This is a genomic window from Paraburkholderia sp. RL17-368-BIF-A (genome assembly GCF_046054045.1).
GTDB classification, from domain to species: Bacteria; Pseudomonadota; Gammaproteobacteria; order Burkholderiales; family Burkholderiaceae; genus Paraburkholderia; species Paraburkholderia graminis.
The window spans coordinates 42,174-61,097 of the sequence record NZ_JARESN010000007.1 but is presented as its reverse complement, the minus strand read 5'-3'; the positions used below and the strand labels follow the sequence as shown (position 1 = coordinate 61,097).

The following is an 18,924-nucleotide window of genomic DNA, read 5'->3' as shown; positions in this document are numbered from 1 at the left end:
CGTTGAAGCATCCGGCACGCATCTCGAGCGTGCCGCCGATTTCCCTGCGAACGGAACTGGGCCTCGGCCTTGATCTCGATCACGCCAGGCGGCGCGTACGTGCGGCATTGATGCCGCATTCCTGCCCCGCCGGCGCTTACATGCGCCGTTCGCGAAACTGCATTGCAAAGAGCATTTATGTCTTTTGATTCCCTCGGCTTGTCCGAACCGTTGGTCCGCGCTGTACACGAACTCGGCTACACCACTCCGACTCCTATCCAGACTCAGGCGATTCCGGCTGTGCTCAACGGCGGCGATCTGCTGGCCGGCGCGCAAACCGGCACCGGCAAGACGGCCGGCTTTACGCTGCCGATCCTTCAGCGTCTGAACTCCATGCCGGCGAACACGTCGGCGTCGGGCAAGCGCGCCGTGCGCGCGCTCATTCTCACGCCCACGCGCGAACTCGCCGCGCAGGTTGAAGAAAGCGTGCGTGCCTATGGCAAATATCTGAAGCTGAAGTCGACCGTGATGTTCGGTGGCGTCGGCATTAATCCGCAGATCGGTGCATTGAGAAGCGGCGTGGACATCGTCGTCGCAACGCCGGGCCGTTTGCTCGACCACATGCAGCAGAAGACCATCGACCTGTCGCATCTCGAGATTCTCGTGCTCGACGAAGCCGACCGCATGCTCGACATGGGCTTCATCCACGATATCAAGCGCGTGCTCGCGAAGCTCCCGCCCAAGCGCCAGAACCTGCTGTTCTCGGCCACGTTCTCCGACGAGATCAAGACGCTCGCCGACAACCTGCTCGACTCGCCGGCGCTAATCGAAGTCGCGCGCCGCAATACGACGGCGGAAACCGTCGCGCAAAAAATCCACCCGGTGGATCGCGACAAGAAGCGCGAGTTGCTCACGCACCTGATCAAGCAGCACAACTGGTTTCAGGTGCTGGTGTTCACGCGCACCAAGCACGGCGCGAATCGCCTTGCCGAGCAGTTGACGAAGGACGGCATCAGCGCGCTCGCCATTCACGGCAACAAGAGCCAGTCGGCGCGCACGCGCGCGTTGGCCGAGTTCAAGGACGGCACGCTGCAGGTTCTGGTGGCGACCGATATCGCCGCGCGCGGCATCGACATCGATCAGTTGCCGCACGTCGTCAACTTCGACTTGCCGAATGTGCCGGAAGATTACGTGCACCGCATCGGCCGTACGGGCCGCGCGGGCGCGACGGGCGAAGCGGTGTCGCTCGTGTGCGTCGACGAATTGCAGTTGCTGAAGGACATCGAGAAGCTGATCAAGCGTCCGGTGCCGCAGGAAGTGATCGCCGGTTTCGAACCGGACCCGACTGCGAAGCCGGAGCCGATTCTGCGCCGCGGCCAGGGCGGCGGCGGTGGCGGCGGACGTTCGCCGCGCCAGGGTCAAGGCGCGCCGAAGGGCGGCAACGGCGGCGCGGCAAAGCCAGCGCAACGCTCGGGGCAACGTCCGGCGAACGCTCAGCAGCAGCCGAAGCCGCAAGGCGCGAAGCCGGCCGGCAACGGCGGCCAGCCGCGCCGCGACGGTCAGCGTCAGGACGATCGTCCGCGCGCGATTGCTCATGAAGGTAGCGCCGCGCAGCACGCGCCGCGCAAACCTCAGGGTGGCAATCCGGGCGCATTGCTCGGCGGCGCAAAGTCACGCAACGACTCGCCGCGCGGTGGCAATCCGGCGCGCAGCGGTCAGCGCGGTCGCTAACCAAGCTTAGCCACAACCCAGCCGCAACACGAACGCGAGCCGCAAGTCACCCACCCGACGACGCGGCTCGCTTCAAATGCTCGACCTGCCGTTCCCATCGGTCGAGCACCTTCTCTCTCCCAACATCCAGCTCGAACGTGATGCCGCTCGTCAGGCGCGCATACTGCACGCTTTGCGTTTCCGCCGACTCGATAGAGCAGCTCAAATAGACGAGACCGCTGTCGTCGCCATCCGCGGAAGGCAGCGGTGCGGCGAGCAACTGCACCTGGTAAAACGCGTCGTCGAACACGAAGCTCAAGGCCGCGCGCCCGCTCCGTGCGATCGCGCGCGCCGCCCGCGCCTGCGGCCACAGCGCGATGCACAGCGTGCGCGAATCGGGCGCGTATAACTCGCCGATGCCGAGCAGTGACGTGCGAATGTGCTGGTTCACGTCGACGGTCAGGAGCGACGCGGTGAAGCCGGTCTTGCTCGCGAGCGACGAGCCGTCGAAGAGCGCGCGAATCGAGTCGGGCCATTCGTCGAATGCAGTCTGATCGAGTGCGCGCTGTGGCTGAGAGGAATCGCTCATCGCAAAGGTCCGGTTAAGAGGCAAGCATTCGTCATCATGCCTCGAAAAGCAGATGGCCCGCATCGAGCGGGCCATTTCTTTGACGGCGCGTTTGCGCGCGTGACCTAAGCAATGCGTCACTAACCTGCTACGCCCTCACCGAAAGAACACATGCTGCGTGATCTTCGCGAGCGGATAGTGCACGCCGGGTTGAATCTTCGCGGGCAAATCGAGCGGTTTGAGCAGCATCTTCACGCACATGTCCGCCGACAGATTGCGCCGCACGAGCGCGTTGATGCGCGCGGCGCGCTCGCGGTTATAAGCCTGATCGCGCACGCGCTCCGGATAACGAATCGCGAACACATGACGCAAGGCGATCTCCGAATCTTCGTTCTTGATCTCCATCACGCGGCGCATCAGCGCACCTAGCACCGCGAGCCGGCCATTGCCCTCGATCTTGTTGTACTTCTTGAAGTACTTGAAAAAGTGCTTGTAATGGCGGACTTCGTCCGTGCGAATGTTGTCCGTGATCTGCTTGAGAACCGGTTCGTCCGAACACTCGCCGATCGCGCGATACAGCGTCGCGGTGCCTGTTTCAACGACGCAGCGCGCCACCATTTCCAGCGCGCGAGTCTTTTCGAAATCTTCGACGGAACAGGTCAGCGAATACTCGTCCATGAAATTGCGGAACGCGGTGTCCCAGTCGTATTCGGGCCACACGTACGCGATATACGTCTTGAGCGCGCGGCCGTGCTGCATTTCCTCGGGCTCCCATTCGTTGTTAAGCCACGCGGAAACTTCGGGATCGTCGTTAAAGAACTGGCTGAGATTACTGGTGTAAAGATCAGTACCGCTTTCAATAAACGAAGCGGCGCACAGCAGCAACAACAGGTCTTCATTTGCGACGGCTTTCTGGCGGTCGATCCGAGTGAGGTCGATGTCCTCGATTCGCCAGGGCATGACATGGTTCAGCTCTGTGTGCATCGTGTCTTGCTCCGAAAGCTGTATCGACTCGTGGAGCATGCTCGCAACCGCTGCTATTGCGCTGCCTCGCGTTGCGGTTCGCCGTGTCGGATACAGCGCCGTGAATTAGAGTTAACCCCTTGTGTCTGCATCTTAGCCTCTGTTTCGCAAGTCTGCAGACAACCCAGCACAGACCGTGCCGATTGGCCGCAGTTCCAATTCCACGATAGACGAAAGTTTCAGTGAGGCAAGCGCGATTGCACTGCCCGGCAAAAAAGCCGGCTCGGCAAACTCGCCTTGCTTCGCGAAATGCGAGTAACGGCGGCTCGCGAATGACGGCGTGGAGATAGCGACGATCCTCCGAGTTGGCGGACGCGCCCCGCGATGGTCTTACAATACGCGCACGCTCGTTCCCGCCCTGCCCGCGCCGCCGTGGGCAGACGCCATAACAAACTCACGACCCGAGACCATGACCCGAGATCCCCGCCTCACGCTGAACGCCCGGCAACAGGAACTGCTGGAGTGGGTGCAACGCGACGGCTTCGTGACCGTGGACGACCTCGCGTCCCACTTCGACGTGACGCCGCAGACGATCCGCCGCGACGTCAACTGGCTCGCCGACATGAACCTGCTGCGCCGCTATCACGGCGGCGCGAGTTTGCCGACCAGTTCCGAGAACGTCTCGTACACCGCGCGTCAGCGCATGTTCCACGACGAGAAACGGCGCATCGCCGCGTTAGTCGCCACGCACATTCCCGATCAGGCGTCGCTCTTCATCAATCTCGGCACGACCACAGAGGAAGTCGCGCGCGCGCTCAACCGGCACCGCGGCCTGCGCGTGATCACCAACAATCTGAACGTCGCCAGCATGATGAGCGGCTATCCCGATTGCGAAGTGCTCGTCACGGGCGGCATCGTGCGGCCGTGGGACAAAGGCATCGTCGGCGAACTGGCGATCGACTTCATCCGTCAGTTCAAGGTCGACTTCGCGATCATCGGCACCTCGAGCATCGAGACCGACGGCACCTTGCGCGATTTCGACACCCGCGAAGTGCGCGTCGCCGAAGCCATCATCCAGCACGCGCGCACCGTATTCCTGGCCGCCGACAGTTCCAAGTTCGGCCGCCCGGCGCTGGTCCGTCAGGGCCATCTCGACCAGATCGACGCACTTTTCACCGATGCCGCGCCGCCCGCCGACATGGTCGAAACGCTCAATACGGCCAATTGCCAGGTGTATGTGGCCGCGTGACCCGGCGCTGGCCGGCATGTTGCAGTGCACGCCGAACTTCAAGTGAAATCATGGATCTGCCCGCCGCCGCGAACCGCCTCTGCGACGCCTGATTGTCAAAGGGAAAATTTGCAGGGGCCGGTTTGGTGTTTAACGTTCGCTTGACTACACTCCAGTTCCCGGCGTTCGTTGCGCTCTCGCGTGCCGCCGGTGCGAAGTCAAAACTGTCGTAAGCCGTACCTCCCGCCCGATTTTTTGCGGACCACCTGGCAATGGCCCTGCCATTCGATGCCAGTCGCCGTCGAGGCTGTCCGCGTTTGCTTGACATGGAGAGAAACGATGCTGAGTCCGCACGAATTCGCCACGTTGTTGCTCGTCAAGGACGCTCCCAATCAAGTCGACATGGAGCGAGAAGAACTCGACGCCCTCCTCGAACGCCAGCTCGTGCAACTGGAGCGGCTCGCCTCGGGCAATGAACAATGGCGTGTAACGGAATCCGGCGATAGCGCACTTCGAGCGATTAAACGACTTTCCTGAAAACGACCCGCGCATCGTCGGGCTCGACGCCGGTTGTGGTCGAACGGTGAACGGCGATCGCCGCACGCGGCTCGCGGCAACGCAATGCCGCGGCGGCTGACCGCTGAGCGCTTTCGTCTTTTATGCTTGTGTCCACGCGGGCGCCTTTAACGGCGCCCGCTTCGATTTGGCACGCTTCAAAACGCTCGCGCCCTGCGGCCCTGGTTCGCTAACGCGACACAACCCAACGCGACCCACCGCGCCTTCAACCACTCCGCAAAGTCGGGTCCACCGCCGCGCGCCAACTGATCGCTCGCGCGCGCTGCTCGGTAAAGAACGCGACCCACTGATTACGAAGCTGCGGGTCCGCACTTGCGCCCTGGCTCGTGTAGCGCTGCGCAATCGACGCCTGGAACGCGCAGTAATCGTCCTTCGACAAGCGCCCACGCCGGTTCGCCACATACGCATCGAACAGCGTCGCATACACGCCCTGCGCGTCGTTGCCGTAATCGACAGTCTGCGCCCTGCACATCTGTTGCAATGAAACGAACGACGGTGCGCCCATCGTTCCAGTGAGGCTCGGCGAAGCGACGCACCCTGCGAGCAACGCAGCGGCGCCCGCCATGAAAAGTCCACGCATGAAATTCACCCAGAAATGGCCAGTGCCAAGAGTATCGTCCGTGGCCGCGCGTCGCGCCACTACCCTGGCCATTCGATAGAGTCGCGCTCAGGCGCCACGAACTTTACTTTTTCGAATATGTTCATTAAAGTTCGAAAACGAACAGGAGCCGTTCGGTCGATTTTCAGACCGCTTCCCATACGACGCAGGAGACGCAGCAGGTGACGCAAGGCACGAAATACGATTTGCTCGTCGTGGGCGGCGGGATCAACGGCGCGGGCATCGCGCGCGACGCGGCCGGCCGCGGACTGTCCGTGCTGCTTTGCGAACAGGACGACCTCGCGGCGCATACATCGTCCGCGAGCACCAAGCTGATTCACGGCGGCTTGCGCTATCTCGAGTACCGCGAGTTCGGGCTCGTGCGCAAAGCCCTGCAGGAACGCGAGACCTTGCTGCGCGCCGCGCCGCACATCATGTGGCCGCTGCGCTTCGTGATGCCGCACATGCCCGATCTGCGCCCGGCCTGGCTGATCCGCGCGGGCCTCTTTCTTTACGATCACCTCGCACGGCGCGAGCTGCTTCCGGGCTCGCGCGGCATCGTGATGCGCGATCATCCGGCCGGCGCGCCGCTCGTCGAATCGATCAAGCGCGGCTTCGTGTACTCGGACGGCTGGGTCAACGACGCGCGCCTCGTCGTGCTGAACGCGCTAGACGCCGCCGAGCACGGCGCGAAGATTCTCACGCGCACGAAGCTGCTGAGCGCGGTGCGCGCCGGCGGCGAATGGCGCGCGCAACTCAGGCGCGCGGACGGCACGACCCTCGACGTGCGTGCCGCGTCGATCGCCAACGCCGCCGGCCCGTGGGTCGGCGAACTGCTGCAAGGCGCGCTGGGCCGCGCGGCGTCGCACAGCGTGCGGCTCGTCAAAGGCAGCCACATCGTCACGCGGCGGCTGTTCGAGCACGACCACGCGTACATTTTCCAGAACCCGGACAAGCGGATCATCTTCGCGATTCCGTACGAGCACGACTACACGCTGATCGGCACGACCGACATCGAATATCGCGGCGACCCCGCGCAGGTCGCGATCACCGCCGACGAGACGCAGTACCTGTGCGACTCCATCAACCGCTATTTCAGGCAGAAAATTTCGCCGGCCGACGTGCGCTGGACCTACTCGGGCGTGCGGCCGCTGCTCGAAGAAGAAGGCGCCGACAACCCGTCGGCCGTCACGCGCGACTACTCGCTCGAACTCGACGCGCCCGCGGGCGAAGCGCCGCTGCTATCGGTGTTCGGCGGCAAGATCACGACGTTCCGCAAGCTTGCGGAAGAAGCCGTCGACAAACTCGCGGCCGCGCTCGGCAAAGGTGCGCCGTCGTGGACGGCCGGCGCGTCGTTACCCGGCGGCGATATTGCGCATGCGAACTTCGAGCGCTTCCTCGCCGAGCTGAAGCAGCATTACGCATGGTTGCCCGACGATCTCGCGCATCGCCTCGCGCGCGCTTACGGCACGCGTGTGACGAAGGTGATCGGCCATGCGCATTCGCTCGCCGATCTCGGCCACGCGTTCGCGCCTGGTCTTTACGAGGCCGAGCTGACTTATCTGCGCGACGTCGAATGGGCGCGCAGCGCGCAGGACGTCCTCTGGCGCCGCTCGAAACTCGGCCTTCACGTCGAGCCGGGCACGCTCGACGCGATCACGCGCGACATCGACGCATGGTTCGCACACGAACCCGAGCGACAGCGCGCGTAACAAGAAAACCGAACAAGACCGAACACAACCGCTTTACCCTTCGGCTCGTTCGGCCACGCGCACGCGCGGACTCCGTTGCGGCGCGCTGGAAACGACAAGCCGTTCCCGTCGCCGGCACGCAGCCTGAACTGCTCGAGCTGCCTGAACCGCTTAAGCTATTCGAGCTGTCACGGCGACTCATAAAATGCATGGAGAAGAGACAATGCAGGATCAGTACATCCTCGCGCTTGACCAGGGCACCACCAGTTCGCGTGCGATGCTGTTCGACCGCTTCGGCAATGTCGTGTCGACGGCGCAAAAGGAGTTCGAGCAGATATATCCGCGGCCGGGCTGGGTCGAGCACGATCCGCAGGAAATCTGGTCGACGCAGGCGGGCGTCGCCGCCGAAGCCGTCACGCGCGCCGGCATGAACGGCACGTCGATTGCCGCCATCGGCATCACGAATCAGCGCGAAACGACGATCGTGTGGGACCGCGAAACCGGGCATCCGATCTACAACGCGATCGTCTGGCAGGACCGCCGCACCGCCGACTTCTGCGACCAGCTCAAGGAGCAGGGACTCGAAGCCCGAGTGCGTGCGAAGACCGGCTTGCCGATCGACTCGTATTTCTCGGCGACCAAGATTCGCTGGATTCTCGACAACGTGGAAGGCGCGCGCGACAAGGCGAAGCAAGGCCGCCTCGCATTCGGCACGGTGGATAGCTGGCTCGTGTGGAATTTCACCAAGGGCGGCCTGCACGTCACCGACGTGACGAATGCATCGCGCACCATGCTCTTCAATATCCACACGCTGAAATGGGACGATGAACTGCTCGACGCGCTCGACATTCCGCGCAGCATGTTGCCGGAAGTGCGTCCTTCGTCGGAAGTGTATGGGCCGACCAAGACCACGGTGTTCGCGTCGAAGATTCCGCTCGCGGGCATCGCCGGCGACCAGCATGCGGCGCTGTTCGGCCAGATGTGCACGGAGTCGGGCATGGTGAAAAACACCTACGGCACCGGCTGCTTTCTCGTGATGAACACCGGCGACAAGCCAATTGAATCGAAGAACAATCTCGTCACGACGATTGCGTGGCAAATCGGCGATCAGATCAACTACGCGCTCGAAGGCAGCATCTTCATCGGCGGCGCGGTCGTGCAATGGCTGCGCGACGGTCTCGGCATCATCAAGAACGCGGCTGAAATCGAAACGCTCGCACGCGGCGTGCCGCATTGCGACGGCGTGTATCTGGTGCCCGCGTTCGCCGGCCTGGGTGCGCCGCACTGGAATGCGCGGGCTCGCGGCACGCTGTTCGGCGTGACGCGCGGCACGACGTCCGCGCATATCGCGCGCGCGGCGCTCGATTCGATTGCGTATCAATCGCTCGACGTGCTGAAGGCGATGGAGGCCGACTCCGGCATTCGCATCGGCGAATTGCGCGTAGACGGCGGCGCATGCGCGAACAATCTGCTGATGCAATTCCAGGCCGACATTCTCGGCGTCGACGCGGTGCGTCCCAAGGTGTCGGAAACCACGGCGCTCGGCGCCGCGTATCTCGCGGGGCTCGCCGTCGGCTACTGGAAAGATGTCGGCGAACTGCAAAGCCAGTGGAAGCTCGATCGACGCTTTACGCCCGCGCTCGGCAAAGAGGACGCGAAGGAATGCCTCGACGGCTGGCAGCGCGCGATTCGCGCCGCCAAAGCCTGGGCCGATGCGCCCTCCAGCTCCTGAGCTTGCGCGCGGCGCTAGTCACGCGTGAACGTTCTGCAGGGCTAACGCCAACCTGAGATAAAGCCGCAACGAAGCCGCCCGCCTCGCGGCTTCCCTAACAACAATATTTCGGATAACCAACGATGTCTCCTTACATTGCGGAATTCATCGGCACGGCACTGGTCGTGCTGCTCGGCGACGGCGCTGTCGCCAACGTGCTGCTTGCACGCACCAAGGGCAAAGGCGCGGACCTGATCGTGATCGTCATGGGCTGGGCGATGGCCGTGTTCATCGCGGTCTACGTGACGGCCTCGTACAGCGGCGCGCACCTGAATCCGGTGGTGACCATCAGCCTCGCGCTCGCGGGCAAGTTCGCGTGGGCCAAGGTGCCCGGTTATGTGGCCGCGCAAATGCTCGGCGGCATGGCGGGTGCACTGCTCGTGTGGGTCGCGTATCGGCAGCACTTCGCGAAGGAAGGCGACGCCGACGTCAAGCTCGGCGTGTTCTGCACCGCGCCCGCGATTCGCAGCGTGCCGCACAACCTGCTGACAGAGATGATCGCCACGTTCGTGCTGATTCTCGGCGTGCTGTATCTCGCTTCGCCGCAAGTCGGGCTCGGCGCGCTGGACGCGCTGCCGGTCGGACTGCTCGTGCTCGGCATCGGCATTTCTCTCGGCGGACCGACTGGTTACGCGATGAGTCCCGCGCGCGATCTGTCGCCGCGTTTGATGCATGCGCTACTGCCGATCCCCGGCAAGCGCGACAGCGACTGGCGCTACGCGTGGATTCCCGTGTGCGGTCCGCTCGTCGGCGGCGCGGTAGCGGCGGGGCTTTATCTGTATCTGCACGCGCGTTGAGCGCGGCGCGCTCGCGAATCGCGAGCAACGCAATGCGATGGAGCGAAAGCGCCGCCGAAGCACGTATCATGGCGCTTTCACACCGCGCGCATGAGCCGGCTATTCGTGGCTATGGCGTCTGCGCGCGCCACCGCTTTCCGGCTCCTCCACGCATGATCGACCACCTTATCTGCGACTGCGACGGCGTACTCGTCGACAGTGAAGTCATCGCCGACCGCGTCATGCACGAGACGCTCTCGGCTACGTTTCCGGGCCTCGACTTCGAACCTATCGTCAAGACGGCGTTTGGCCAGCAAACCTCGCGCTTTCTCGAAGGCATCGAGACCACCTTCGGCATCACGCTGCCGGCCGATTTTCTGAACACGATCGAGCACAACGTCGAGCTCGCGCTCGCTGCGTCGCTTAGTCCGATCAACGGTGTGCGCGACGCGCTGCAGCGTGTGACGCTGCCGGCCGCCGTGGTGTCGAACAGCCGCATGTCGCGCGTCGCCGCATCGCTGCGGCGCGCCGGATTGCAGCAGATTTTCGGCGAGCGCGTGTTCAGCGCGGAACAGGTCGCGCGGCCGAAGCCGTTCCCCGACGTGTACCTGTTCGCCGCGCAGACGCTCGGCGTCGATCCATCGCGATGCATCGTCGTGGAAGACAGCGTGGCGGGCTTGAACGCGGCGCGCGCGGCGGGAATGAAGACGATCGCGTTTGTCGGCGCGAGCCATATTCCCGACGGCTACGCGGACGCGCTGCGCAACATGGGCATCACGCGGATCATGCAGCACATGGACGAATTGCCGGCGTTAATCGACGCAGGTGTGCGCGGCGAGTTTGGCGACGTGCAGTCGTAGCGGTTCAGAGAACCGCCCACTTCACGCGCCACGCCGCTCACCGCCTTGAATTCACCTCGAATTCAAGCCTCTTCGACGCATTCCCGCGCCTGCGTCAGCGCCAGGCGAAACTCGGCCAGCTCCGCAATCGTCAGCATCGGCAGATTGTGTTTTGCGGCAAAGCGTTCGACGTCGGCGCCGCGCGTCATCGTGCCGTCGGCGTTCATCAATTCACAGAGCACGCCAGCGGGCTTGAGCCCCGCCAGAATCGCGAGGTCCACGGTGCCTTCCGTATGTCCGCGACGCGCCAGGACGCCGCCCGGCATCGCGCGCAACGGGAACACATGGCCGGGGCTCACGATGTCGGCAGGCTTCGCGTTATCGGCAATCGCCGCGCGGATCGTCGTCAGCCGGTCGAGTGCCGACACGCCGGTCGTCACGCCCTCGCGCGCTTCGATCGACACCGTGAACGCGGTGCCGTGACGGCTTTCGTTATGGACGGCCATCGGCGGAAGTTCGAGCGCGCGGACCTTGTCGTCGGTCAGACACAGGCACACGATGCCGCTGCATTCGCGAATCAGCAGCGCCATGGTTTCGACGGAAAGACGCTCGGCGGAGACGATCAGATCGGCCTCGTTCTCGCGGTCGTCATCGTCTTGCAGCACGACGGCGCGGCCTTCGCGCATGGCTTGCAAGGCGGCGGCGATACGCGGCGGAACGGCTTCGGTGGAGAGCAGCGGGAGATCGGCGAATGCGTCGTGCGCAAGCGTCGAAGGAGCGGGAAAAGTAGCAAAGGACATGGTTGAAACGCTCATCGCAAAAGTTGGGCGAGAAACGTTTCAGGGCATTGCAAACAGACAAAGACGCGCCGTGCAGCGCCGCCTCGCGATGCAGGCGGCGTTCGCGCACCACTCCGACATGCGAGCGGCGCCACGGAAACGAACATGACTATCTGCACATCTTCTTCCATCCGGACTGTGACCGTCGGCTCTGGCTTCTCACCAGATCTGCTGACCCCGCGGCGGCTTTCGGTCGATTGAAAACCGCGCTATTGCGGGCGCTCGCGGGCTCGCCGGCCTGCGCTTTCGCGCTGCCGGCATACCGCCGGTGGGGAATTTCGCCCCGCCCTGAAGACGCACTGATTGCCGGACGAACCGGCGGGCCAAGCATACAACAGTCGCGCGCGAACCGCAGCGCAACCCCTACTGCCCGGACGGGTTTCACGTCCGGCCGGCACACATGCGGCGCATTCGATCAAACGGGCGCAGCCTCGCGCGACGTGTCGTGCTGCGCGGGCACGTCCCAGCGCGGCGGCGTCTCGGCCTTCAGCGTCACGCGAAACGCGCGCGCTTCGGTGTCGCCGGGATTGCGCAGGCTGTGCGGCTGATCGGCGTCGAATACGATCGCGTCGCCCGTTGCGAGCAACTGGCGCTGGTCGTGCACGCTGACCTCGAGCGTGCCCTCGCTGACGACGAGATTGACCGTCGTGCCAGGCGCGCGGCGCACGCCCGCTTCCGTGTGCAACGGCGCGATGCGCAGCTCGTGAAATTCGGCGGCGGTCGGCTCGTTGTCGGGATAGAGCGGGCGAGCCGAATAGCGTCCGTTGGAACTGACGACGCGCGACGAACGCTCCGCCGGCAAGTGCTCGAAACCGTTCGTCGCGTGACGTCGCAGGAAGGCCGCGACCGACACCTTCAACGCGGCGGCCACCTTGCACAGCACCTTGATGGACGGCACGCTGCGCGCCGATTCGATTTGCGCGAGCATCGCGCGCGATACGCCGGACGCGCGGGCCAATGCGTCGAGCGACAACTGACGTTCCGCGCGCAAACGCGCGAGATTCACGCCGACCAGATGTTCGAGCGCGTCGAAAGGTTCAGCGGCACGCGGCGGCGCATCGGTATCGGCCGTGGGATCGCGGACCAGAGCAAGCGGGGAATGCATGATTGCCTCCAGAAGCGCCGCCGGGCGGCGGGCAAACAGTTAGTGGAAGCAAGATAGCATCGCGCCCCGCAGCGCCCAACGAAGTTATCTTCACACTGTTATCAGTATTGCGGAGGACGCTTTTCGCAAAGCTTGTGCGCATTTTTCATATGCGGAGCGCAGTGCGCGTTTCGTTGTGGTCGCGATTGCGATTGCGGCTGTGATGGCGCTTCTGATCGCATGCGGCGGCATCCGCGCGTGCGCGCCTCGCCAGGACTCACGCCCGCTCGCGCACCTGCACGCCGCTTCGCGCTTCATCGGACGCCGGCGTATCCATACGCGACGCGAACCACGTCAGCAGCAACGCGCTCAAGCTCACCGCCGCCGCGACCCACGGCAACGTATCGAGCGAATGGCCGTGATCGATCACGAGACCGCCGAGCCACGCGCCGCCCGCATTGCCGACATTGAACGCGCCGATGTTCAGCGTCGACGCGAGATTCGGCGCCTTGGCCGCCTTCTCGACCACGCGCATCTGCAACGGCGGCACGGTCGCGAACGCGGCGATGCCCCACACGAACACGGTGACCGCCGCGGCCACCTGCGAATGGCTGGTGCGGGCGAACAGCGCCATCACGACGGCAAGCGCCGCGAGAATCGCCATCAGCGAAGGCATCAGCGCGCGGTCCGCGAGCTTGCCGCCCACGGTGTTGCCGATCGTCAGTCCCACGCCGAACAGCACGAGAATCAGCGTGACGGCGCGCGGCGAGAAGCCGCTCACCTGCTCGAGAATCGGCGCGATATACGTGAACACGACGAACACGCCGCCGAAGCCGAGCACGGTCATCGCGAGCGCGGTCCAGACTTGCGGGTCCTTCAGCACGCGCACTTCATGGCCGAGACCGGCCGGGGCGGAATCGTGGCGATTCGGCACGAGCGCCGTCACGCCCGCCAGCGACAGCACGCCGAACGCGCTGACAATCCAGAAGGCGACGCGCCAGCCGAACTCCTGGCCGACGAACGTGCCGAACGGCACGCCGAGCACGTTCGCGAGCGTGAGGCCGGTGAACATCAGCGCAATCGCGCTCGCGCGCTTTTCCGACGGCACGAGCGACGCCGCCACCACCGCGCCGATGCCGAAGAACGAGCCGTGCGCGAACGAGGTCACGACGCGCGCGATCATCAGCACCGAATAGCTCGACGCAATCGCGCACAGCGTATTGCCGACGATAAACACGCCCATCAGCAACTGCAGCGCGAGCTTGCGCGGCATTCTGCTGGTGACGACCGCAAGCAGCGGCGCGCCGACCGCGACGCCGAGCGCATAGCCGCTCACGAGCAGTCCCGCCGATGGAATCGACACGGCAAGATCGCGCGCGACTTCGGGCAGCAGGCCCATGATGACGAACTCGGTGGTCCCGATCGCGAAGGCGCTGATCGCGAGCGCGAGTAGTGGAATCGGCATTGTTGTTCTCCAGCTTGCAGGTTCGAAGTTTTACGGTTGGTTTTACGGTTGAGCGTGATGCAGCGCCGTCAGGAACTCGATGACGACGCCCGGCGCGAGCGCCACGAAAATCTGCATGGCGGCTTCTTGCGGGGCCATCGGCGGGACTTGCGCCGTTCGATAGACGACGCCGGATGCGCGCAGGCGCGCGAGCAGCGCCTGCCATTCGGCGGCGCTTTCCAGACGGAAGGCGATATGGTCGATGCGCGGCGCCGCGCGTAGCGACGGGTCCGGTGCGCTCGCCTCGACCAGATGCACGACCGGCCGGCCGTCCGCGTAGAGCCAGTAGCCGTCGACGGAAAACGGCGGACGCGCGCCTTGCGTCAAGCCGGCAATATCGACGAAGAAACGGCGGGCCGCGTCGAGATCGGCCGTGACGATGGTCGCGTGATCCAGTTGCATGATTTCCGGCGGCGCTCAGCGCCGCATGAGTTTTCGAGAAACGAATTGTCGGCGCGCGGCGGCCATTTGATAATTGGCGTAGCATTTGAAGCATTTTCAAATGCCATTTGAAGCGAGCGATGGATAATCTCGGCGACATTCGCCTCTTTGTCGAGGCCGCGCAGCAAGGCAGTTTGTCCGCGGCGGGCCGCAAAATGGGGCTCACGCCCGCCGCCGCGAGCGCGCGCCTCGCCAAACTCGAAGCCGGCCTGAAGGCGCGGCTTTTCGAGCGCACGACCCGCCAGTTGCGGCTCACCGACGAAGGCCGTCTCTATCTGAACTGTTGCCGCCAGGCGCTGCAATCGCTGGACGACGCGAAGGCCGCGCTCCAGGCCGGGCAAGGCGTGGTGCGCGGCAAGGTGCGCGTGTCGGCGACTTCGGACTTCGGCCGCAATCTGCTGATGCATTGGCTCGACGAATTCAACGCGCTCTACCCTGAAGTGACGTTCGCGCTCACGCTGTCGGACTCGCTGTCGAATCTCGTGCAGGAGGACATCGACCTCGCGATCCGCTTCGGCGTGCCGCAGGACAGCTCGCTCGTCGCCCGCAAGCTCGCGCCGAACCGGCGTGTGCTGTGCGCGTCGCCGGACTACATCGCGCGCAAAGGCGAGCCCGAAGATCCGCACGATCTCGCCAATTTCGACTGCATCGTGCTCAACACCGGCTCGGGGCCGGCCAACGAATGGCGGTTCACGCGCGGTGACGAAGTGCAGAACTACACGGTGCCGCTCGAAACCGCGCGCGAGACCAACGACGGCGCCGTCGCCCGCGAATGGGCGCTGCGCGGCTACGGCATCGTGATCAAGTCGATGTGGGACGTGGAAGCGGATTTGCGCGCGGACGGCCTGAAAATCCTGCTACCCGAATGGCGCTATCCGGACGCGCCGCTGCACGCGCTATACCACCGCAACCGCTTCATGGCGCCGCGCGTGCGCGTGCTGCTGGATTTTCTGAGCGAGCGCTTCGCGCAGGTATCGGACGAACTGGAAGGCCTGCTCGGCTTGCCGCCCGAGGCGCTGGAGGCGCCGGAGGCCGATGTGCGCCGCGAGGCCCTATCCGGCGAAGGGCTATAATATTGCGTTACGCGGCAAGCGCGCGCGGGCTGCGGCTAGAGCCCAGCCGACGGCGACCAGAAGCCCCGTCCCACGGACCTCGCGCACGTTTTCGCCTCTCCTCGACCCTTTACACAGCGCCCCCAGGTTAACCACTGCGACCGGCGAAATTCGATGACCAAAAAAGTTTATGTAAAGACCTTTGGCTGCCAGATGAACGAGTACGACTCCGACAAGATGGTCGACGTACTCGGCGCGGCTGAGGGCCTCGTCAAGACCGACACGCCCGAAGACGCGGACGTGATCCTGTTCAACACCTGCTCGGTGCGCGAAAAAGCCCAGGAAAAAGTGTTCTCCGACCTCGGCCGCGTGCGCGAGCTGAAGGAAGCGAATCCCAACCTGATCATCGGCGTGGGCGGCTGCGTGGCGAGCCAGGAAGGCGCGTCCATCGTCGCGCGCGCGCCTTATGTCGATCTGGTGTTCGGCCCGCAAACGCTGCACCGTCTGCCGCAAATGATCGACAAGCGCCGGGAAAGCGGCCGCGCGCAGGTCGACATCTCGTTTCCCGAAATCGAAAAGTTCGACCATCTGCCGCCCGCGCGCGTGGAAGGCCCGAGCGCTTTCGTGTCGATCATGGAAGGTTGCAGCAAGTACTGCAGCTATTGCGTCGTGCCCTACACGCGCGGCGAAGAAGTCTCCCGTCCGCTTGACGACGTTCTGACGGAAATTGCCGGTCTCGCCGATCAGGGCGTGCGCGAAGTCACCTTGCTGGGTCAGAACGTGAACGCCTATCGTGGCGCGCTGACCGTCGGCTCGTCGGAAATCGCCGACTTTGCGACGCTGATCGAATACGTCGCCGATATTCCGGGCATCGAACGGATTCGCTATACCACGTCGCATCCGAAGGAATTCACGCAGCGTCTGATCGACACCTACGCGAAGGTGCCGAAGCTCGTGAGCCACCTGCATCTGCCGGTGCAACACGGTTCGGACCGCATCCTGATGGCGATGAAGCGCGGCTACACGGTGCTCGAATACAAGTCGGTGATCCGCAAGCTGCGGGCGATTCGCCCGGACCTGTCGCTGTCCACTGACATGATCGTCGGATTTCCCGGCGAGACCGAAGAAGATTTCGACAAGATGATGGCGCTCGTGCACGAGATGAAGTACGACACGAGCTTCTCGTTCATCTACAGTCCGCGTCCGGGCACGCCGGCTGCGAACCTGCACGACGACACGCCGCGCGAAGTGAAACTCAAGCGCCTGCAACACCTGCAAGCCACGATCGAGGAAAACGTCCAGCGCATCAGCGATTCGATGGTCGGCAAGGTCGAGCGTATTCTGGTCGAGCGTCCGGCGCGCAAGGACCCGAACGAGCTCGCGGGCCGCACGGAGAACAACCGCGTGGTGAATTTCCCGGCGCCGCTGGCTTCGCATGCACGGCTGACCGGTCAGATGGTCGACGTGAAAATCGTCAAAGCGTACCCACATTCGCTGCGTGGCGAACTTGTGCTGGTGCACGACAATGCAGAAAACGGTGCGAGCGCCACCACCCATTGACCGACCAATGACTGACCATTGACGCAAACGCGCGGCGCCACGCGAACGTAAAACCGCAAGCCGGCCGCCGCCGCCCGCGTACTGAAACCGACAGGATCGACTCATCGCCTTGAAAACCACTCAGCCGCATCTGGAATTCACCGCTCCGCGCGACGACAACGCGCGGCTCGCCAACCTCTGCGGACCGCTCGACGAAAACCTGCGGCAGATCGAGCAGGCGCTCGACGTGACGCTGCAACGCCGCGGACACCGCATCACGATCCGCGGGCGCGGCGCGAAACTCGCGCTCACCGCGCTCGAAAACTTCTACAACAACGCGCGCGATCCGCTGTCTGTCGACGACATCCAGCTCGCGCTCGTCGAAGTGCGCCATCCGGCGCGGCATCGCACGAACGGCAACGGCAATGGCGACGAAGCCGGCGAGCCTGGCTTTCCGGGCAACCCCGACCATCCGTTCGACCAGCCCGCCGATCTTCTCGAAGACGACGCCGAGGAACTCGGTCCGAAGCTCTACACCCGGCGCGCCGATCTGCGCGGCCGCACGCCGGCGCAGCGCGACTACCTGAAGCAGATCGTCTCGCACGACGTCACCTTCGGCATCGGCCCGGCGGGCACCGGCAAGACGTATCTGGCGGTGGCCTGCGCGGTGGACGCGCTCGAGCGCGATCAGGTCAAGCGCATCGTGCTGACGCGGCCGGCCGTCGAAGCCGGCGAGCGGCTCGGCTTTCTGCCGGGCGATCTCGCGCAGAAGGTCGATCCGTACCTGCGTCCGCTGTACGACGCGCTGTACGATCTGCTCGGCTTCGACAAGACCGCGAAGATGTTCGAGCGGCAGATGATCGAGATCGCGCCACTCGCGTACATGCGCGGGCGCACGCTGAATCACGCGTTCATCATTCTCGATGAGGCGCAGAACACCACGCCCGAGCAGATGAAGATGTTTCTGACGCGGATCGGCTTCGGCTCGAAGGCCGTGGTGACCGGCGACACGACGCAGGTCGACTTGCCGCGCGGCCACAAGAGCGGGCTCATCGAGGCGCAGCAGGTGCTGTCGGACGTGCGCGGCATTGCGCTCACGCGCTTTACCAGCGCGGACGTGGTGCGCCATCCGCTCGTCGCGCGAATCGTCGAGGCCTACGACGCGCATTCGCAGAAGACCGCGAGCCCCGCGGATTCGCGTTGATGCGGCCCGACGCACAGCGCAGTGCGCAACACCTCGCCCGATAAGACATCGAACAAGCATGAGCCGCGCCCCGAAACTGACGCTGAATCTGCAATTCCCGGCCGCGAAGGCGTGGCCCGAACACAAGGCCGTGCTGCCGCGTGCGGCGGTGGCCGGCTGGATCAAGGCCGCGCTTTTCGCCGACGGCGAGCTGACCGTGCGTTTCGTCGACGCCGAGGAAGGCCGCACGCTGAATCGCACCTATCGCGGCAAGGACTATTCGACCAACGTGCTGACGTTTGCATACGCGGAGTCGGAGGACGATCCCGTCACTGGCGATCTGATCCTCTGCTGTCCGGTTGTCGAAAAGGAAGCCGCCGAGCAGGGCAAGCCGCTCGTCGCCCATTACGCGCATCTGCTCGTGCACGGTACGCTGCATGCGCAAGGCTACGACCACGAAGTCGAAGAAGAAGCCGAGGAAATGGAAGCGCTCGAAACCGAGATTCTCGGCAAGCTCGGCTTTCCCGACCCCTACCGTTGACCGTTGACCCTTGACTGTTAGCCGCTAACCTTTAACCACTGC

General features: G+C 64.2%; 18 protein-coding genes and 1 riboswitch. Of the genes, 11 read left to right on the top strand and 7 right to left on the bottom strand.

Features of this window, described 5'->3' with window-relative positions:
• Nucleotides 1-177: 177 nt before the first annotated feature.
• The gene (locus P0D87_RS14090; RefSeq protein ID WP_029968197.1) at nt 178-1,710 is read left to right on the top strand and encodes a DEAD/DEAH box helicase; all 1,533 of its coding nucleotides are present in this window, start codon (nt 178-180) and stop codon (nt 1,708-1,710) included.
• Between the two features lie 46 nt (nt 1,711-1,756).
• On the opposite strand, the gene P0D87_RS14085 is transcribed toward P0D87_RS14090, so the two are convergent.
• Both P0D87_RS14085 and P0D87_RS14080 read right to left on the bottom strand, forming a co-directional pair.
• Nucleotides 1,757-2,278 (bottom strand): hypothetical protein, encoded by a 522-nt coding sequence (locus P0D87_RS14085; RefSeq protein WP_053858710.1) that lies wholly within the window; start codon nt 2,276-2,278, stop codon nt 1,757-1,759.
• 135 nt (nt 2,279-2,413) lie between these two features.
• On the bottom strand, nt 2,414-3,241 hold the full coding sequence (locus P0D87_RS14080) for a ferritin-like domain-containing protein (protein ID WP_006049940.1): 828 nt from the start codon (nt 3,239-3,241) through the stop codon (nt 2,414-2,416).
• Between the two features lie 448 nt (nt 3,242-3,689).
• Here P0D87_RS14080 and P0D87_RS14075 point away from each other — a divergent pair, with 448 nt between their 5' ends.
• Both P0D87_RS14075 and P0D87_RS14070 read left to right on the top strand, forming a co-directional pair.
• On the top strand, nt 3,690-4,469 hold the full coding sequence (locus P0D87_RS14075) for a DeoR/GlpR family DNA-binding transcription regulator (RefSeq protein WP_006049939.1): 780 nt from the start codon (nt 3,690-3,692) through the stop codon (nt 4,467-4,469).
• A gap of 318 nt (nt 4,470-4,787) precedes the next feature.
• Nucleotides 4,788-4,985, top strand: a complete 198-nt coding sequence (locus tag P0D87_RS14070) for a hypothetical protein (RefSeq protein ID WP_006049938.1) — start codon at nt 4,788-4,790, stop codon at nt 4,983-4,985.
• A 244-nt stretch (nt 4,986-5,229) separates the two neighbouring features.
• Here the strand turns inward: P0D87_RS14070 and P0D87_RS14065 are convergent, their stop codons facing one another.
• Nucleotides 5,230-5,604, bottom strand: a complete 375-nt coding sequence (locus P0D87_RS14065) for a hypothetical protein (RefSeq protein WP_029968199.1) — start codon at nt 5,602-5,604, stop codon at nt 5,230-5,232.
• A 200-nt stretch (nt 5,605-5,804) separates the two neighbouring features.
• Here P0D87_RS14065 and glpD point away from each other — a divergent pair, with 200 nt between their 5' ends.
• From glpD to P0D87_RS14045, 4 genes are all read left to right on the top strand, one after another.
• Entirely contained in the window at nt 5,805-7,334 is a 1,530-nt protein-coding gene (gene glpD / locus P0D87_RS14060; RefSeq protein ID WP_053858711.1) for a glycerol-3-phosphate dehydrogenase, read from the top strand.
• 202 nt (nt 7,335-7,536) lie between these two features.
• Nucleotides 7,537-9,045 carry a glycerol kinase GlpK gene (glpK, locus tag P0D87_RS14055; protein WP_053858712.1) on the top strand — a complete coding sequence of 503 codons (1,509 nt, stop codon included), beginning with the start codon at nt 7,537-7,539 and terminating at the stop codon, nt 9,043-9,045.
• A 122-nt stretch (nt 9,046-9,167) separates the two neighbouring features.
• Nucleotides 9,168-9,881 (top strand): MIP/aquaporin family protein, encoded by a 714-nt coding sequence (locus P0D87_RS14050; protein ID WP_006049934.1) that lies wholly within the window; start codon nt 9,168-9,170, stop codon nt 9,879-9,881.
• A 152-nt stretch (nt 9,882-10,033) separates the two neighbouring features.
• A complete protein-coding gene (locus P0D87_RS14045; protein ID WP_053859090.1) occupies nt 10,034-10,720 on the top strand; it encodes an HAD family hydrolase in 687 nt (228 codons plus the stop codon).
• A 62-nt stretch (nt 10,721-10,782) separates the two neighbouring features.
• On the opposite strand, the gene ribB is transcribed toward P0D87_RS14045, so the two are convergent.
• The 4 genes from ribB to P0D87_RS14025 all read right to left on the bottom strand — a co-directional run bounded on the left by ribB (nt 10,783) and on the right by P0D87_RS14025 (nt 14,528).
• Nucleotides 10,783-11,499 carry a 3,4-dihydroxy-2-butanone-4-phosphate synthase gene (gene ribB / locus P0D87_RS14040; protein WP_053858713.1) on the bottom strand — a complete coding sequence of 239 codons (717 nt, stop codon included), beginning with the start codon at nt 11,497-11,499 and terminating at the stop codon, nt 10,783-10,785.
• A 154-nt stretch (nt 11,500-11,653) separates the two neighbouring features.
• Nucleotides 11,654-11,838, bottom strand: a riboswitch (FMN riboswitch).
• 115 nt (nt 11,839-11,953) lie between these two features.
• Nucleotides 11,954-12,643 carry a helix-turn-helix domain-containing protein gene (locus P0D87_RS14035; RefSeq protein WP_029968205.1) on the bottom strand — a complete coding sequence of 230 codons (690 nt, stop codon included), beginning with the start codon at nt 12,641-12,643 and terminating at the stop codon, nt 11,954-11,956.
• Between the two features lie 256 nt (nt 12,644-12,899).
• Nucleotides 12,900-14,087, bottom strand: coding sequence for an MFS transporter (locus P0D87_RS14030; protein WP_006049929.1), 1,188 nt, complete (start codon nt 14,085-14,087; stop codon nt 12,900-12,902).
• A 42-nt stretch (nt 14,088-14,129) separates the two neighbouring features.
• Nucleotides 14,130-14,528, bottom strand: a complete 399-nt coding sequence (locus P0D87_RS14025) for a VOC family protein (RefSeq protein WP_053858714.1) — start codon at nt 14,526-14,528, stop codon at nt 14,130-14,132.
• 119 nt (nt 14,529-14,647) lie between these two features.
• On the opposite strand from P0D87_RS14025, the gene P0D87_RS14020 reads away from it, so the two are divergent.
• The 4 genes from P0D87_RS14020 to ybeY all read left to right on the top strand — a co-directional run bounded on the left by P0D87_RS14020 (nt 14,648) and on the right by ybeY (nt 18,882).
• Entirely contained in the window at nt 14,648-15,640 is a 993-nt protein-coding gene (locus P0D87_RS14020; RefSeq protein ID WP_053858715.1) for a LysR family transcriptional regulator, read from the top strand.
• Nucleotides 15,641-15,793: 153 nt separating this feature from the next.
• On the top strand, nt 15,794-17,179 hold the full coding sequence (miaB, locus tag P0D87_RS14015) for a tRNA (N6-isopentenyl adenosine(37)-C2)-methylthiotransferase MiaB (RefSeq protein WP_029968214.1): 1,386 nt from the start codon (nt 15,794-15,796) through the stop codon (nt 17,177-17,179).
• 109 nt (nt 17,180-17,288) lie between these two features.
• Nucleotides 17,289-18,362, top strand: a complete 1,074-nt coding sequence (locus P0D87_RS14010; protein ID WP_006049925.1) for a PhoH family protein — start codon at nt 17,289-17,291, stop codon at nt 18,360-18,362.
• 58 nt (nt 18,363-18,420) lie between these two features.
• On the top strand, nt 18,421-18,882 hold the full coding sequence (gene ybeY / locus P0D87_RS14005) for an rRNA maturation RNase YbeY (RefSeq protein ID WP_053858716.1): 462 nt from the start codon (nt 18,421-18,423) through the stop codon (nt 18,880-18,882).
• The last annotated feature ends 42 nt before the right edge of the window (nt 18,883-18,924 follow it).

Excerpts from the sequence above, each read along its gene's own strand:
- P0D87_RS14090 (WP_029968197.1), top strand. The coding sequence starts at position 178 with ATGTCTTTTGATTCCCTCGGCTTGTCCGAACCGTTGGTCCGCGCTGTA.
- P0D87_RS14085 (WP_053858710.1), bottom strand. The coding sequence starts at position 2,278 with ATGAGCGATTCCTCTCAGCCACAGCGCGCACTCGATCAGACTGCATTC.
- P0D87_RS14080 (WP_006049940.1), bottom strand. The coding sequence starts at position 3,241 with ATGCACACAGAGCTGAACCATGTCATGCCCTGGCGAATCGAGGACATC.
- P0D87_RS14075 (WP_006049939.1), top strand. The coding sequence starts at position 3,690 with ATGACCCGAGATCCCCGCCTCACGCTGAACGCCCGGCAACAGGAACTG.
- P0D87_RS14070 (WP_006049938.1), top strand. The coding sequence starts at position 4,788 with ATGCTGAGTCCGCACGAATTCGCCACGTTGTTGCTCGTCAAGGACGCT.
- P0D87_RS14065 (WP_029968199.1), bottom strand. The coding sequence starts at position 5,604 with ATGCGTGGACTTTTCATGGCGGGCGCCGCTGCGTTGCTCGCAGGGTGC.
- glpK (WP_053858712.1), top strand. The coding sequence starts at position 7,537 with ATGCAGGATCAGTACATCCTCGCGCTTGACCAGGGCACCACCAGTTCG.
- P0D87_RS14050 (WP_006049934.1), top strand. The coding sequence starts at position 9,168 with ATGTCTCCTTACATTGCGGAATTCATCGGCACGGCACTGGTCGTGCTG.
- P0D87_RS14045 (WP_053859090.1), top strand. The coding sequence starts at position 10,034 with ATGATCGACCACCTTATCTGCGACTGCGACGGCGTACTCGTCGACAGT.
- ribB (WP_053858713.1), bottom strand. The coding sequence starts at position 11,499 with ATGTCCTTTGCTACTTTTCCCGCTCCTTCGACGCTTGCGCACGACGCA.
- P0D87_RS14035 (WP_029968205.1), bottom strand. The coding sequence starts at position 12,643 with ATGCATTCCCCGCTTGCTCTGGTCCGCGATCCCACGGCCGATACCGAT.
- P0D87_RS14030 (WP_006049929.1), bottom strand. The coding sequence starts at position 14,087 with ATGCCGATTCCACTACTCGCGCTCGCGATCAGCGCCTTCGCGATCGGG.
- P0D87_RS14025 (WP_053858714.1), bottom strand. The coding sequence starts at position 14,528 with ATGCAACTGGATCACGCGACCATCGTCACGGCCGATCTCGACGCGGCC.
- P0D87_RS14020 (WP_053858715.1), top strand. The coding sequence starts at position 14,648 with ATGGATAATCTCGGCGACATTCGCCTCTTTGTCGAGGCCGCGCAGCAA.
- miaB (WP_029968214.1), top strand. The coding sequence starts at position 15,794 with ATGACCAAAAAAGTTTATGTAAAGACCTTTGGCTGCCAGATGAACGAG.
- ybeY (WP_053858716.1), top strand. The coding sequence starts at position 18,421 with ATGAGCCGCGCCCCGAAACTGACGCTGAATCTGCAATTCCCGGCCGCG.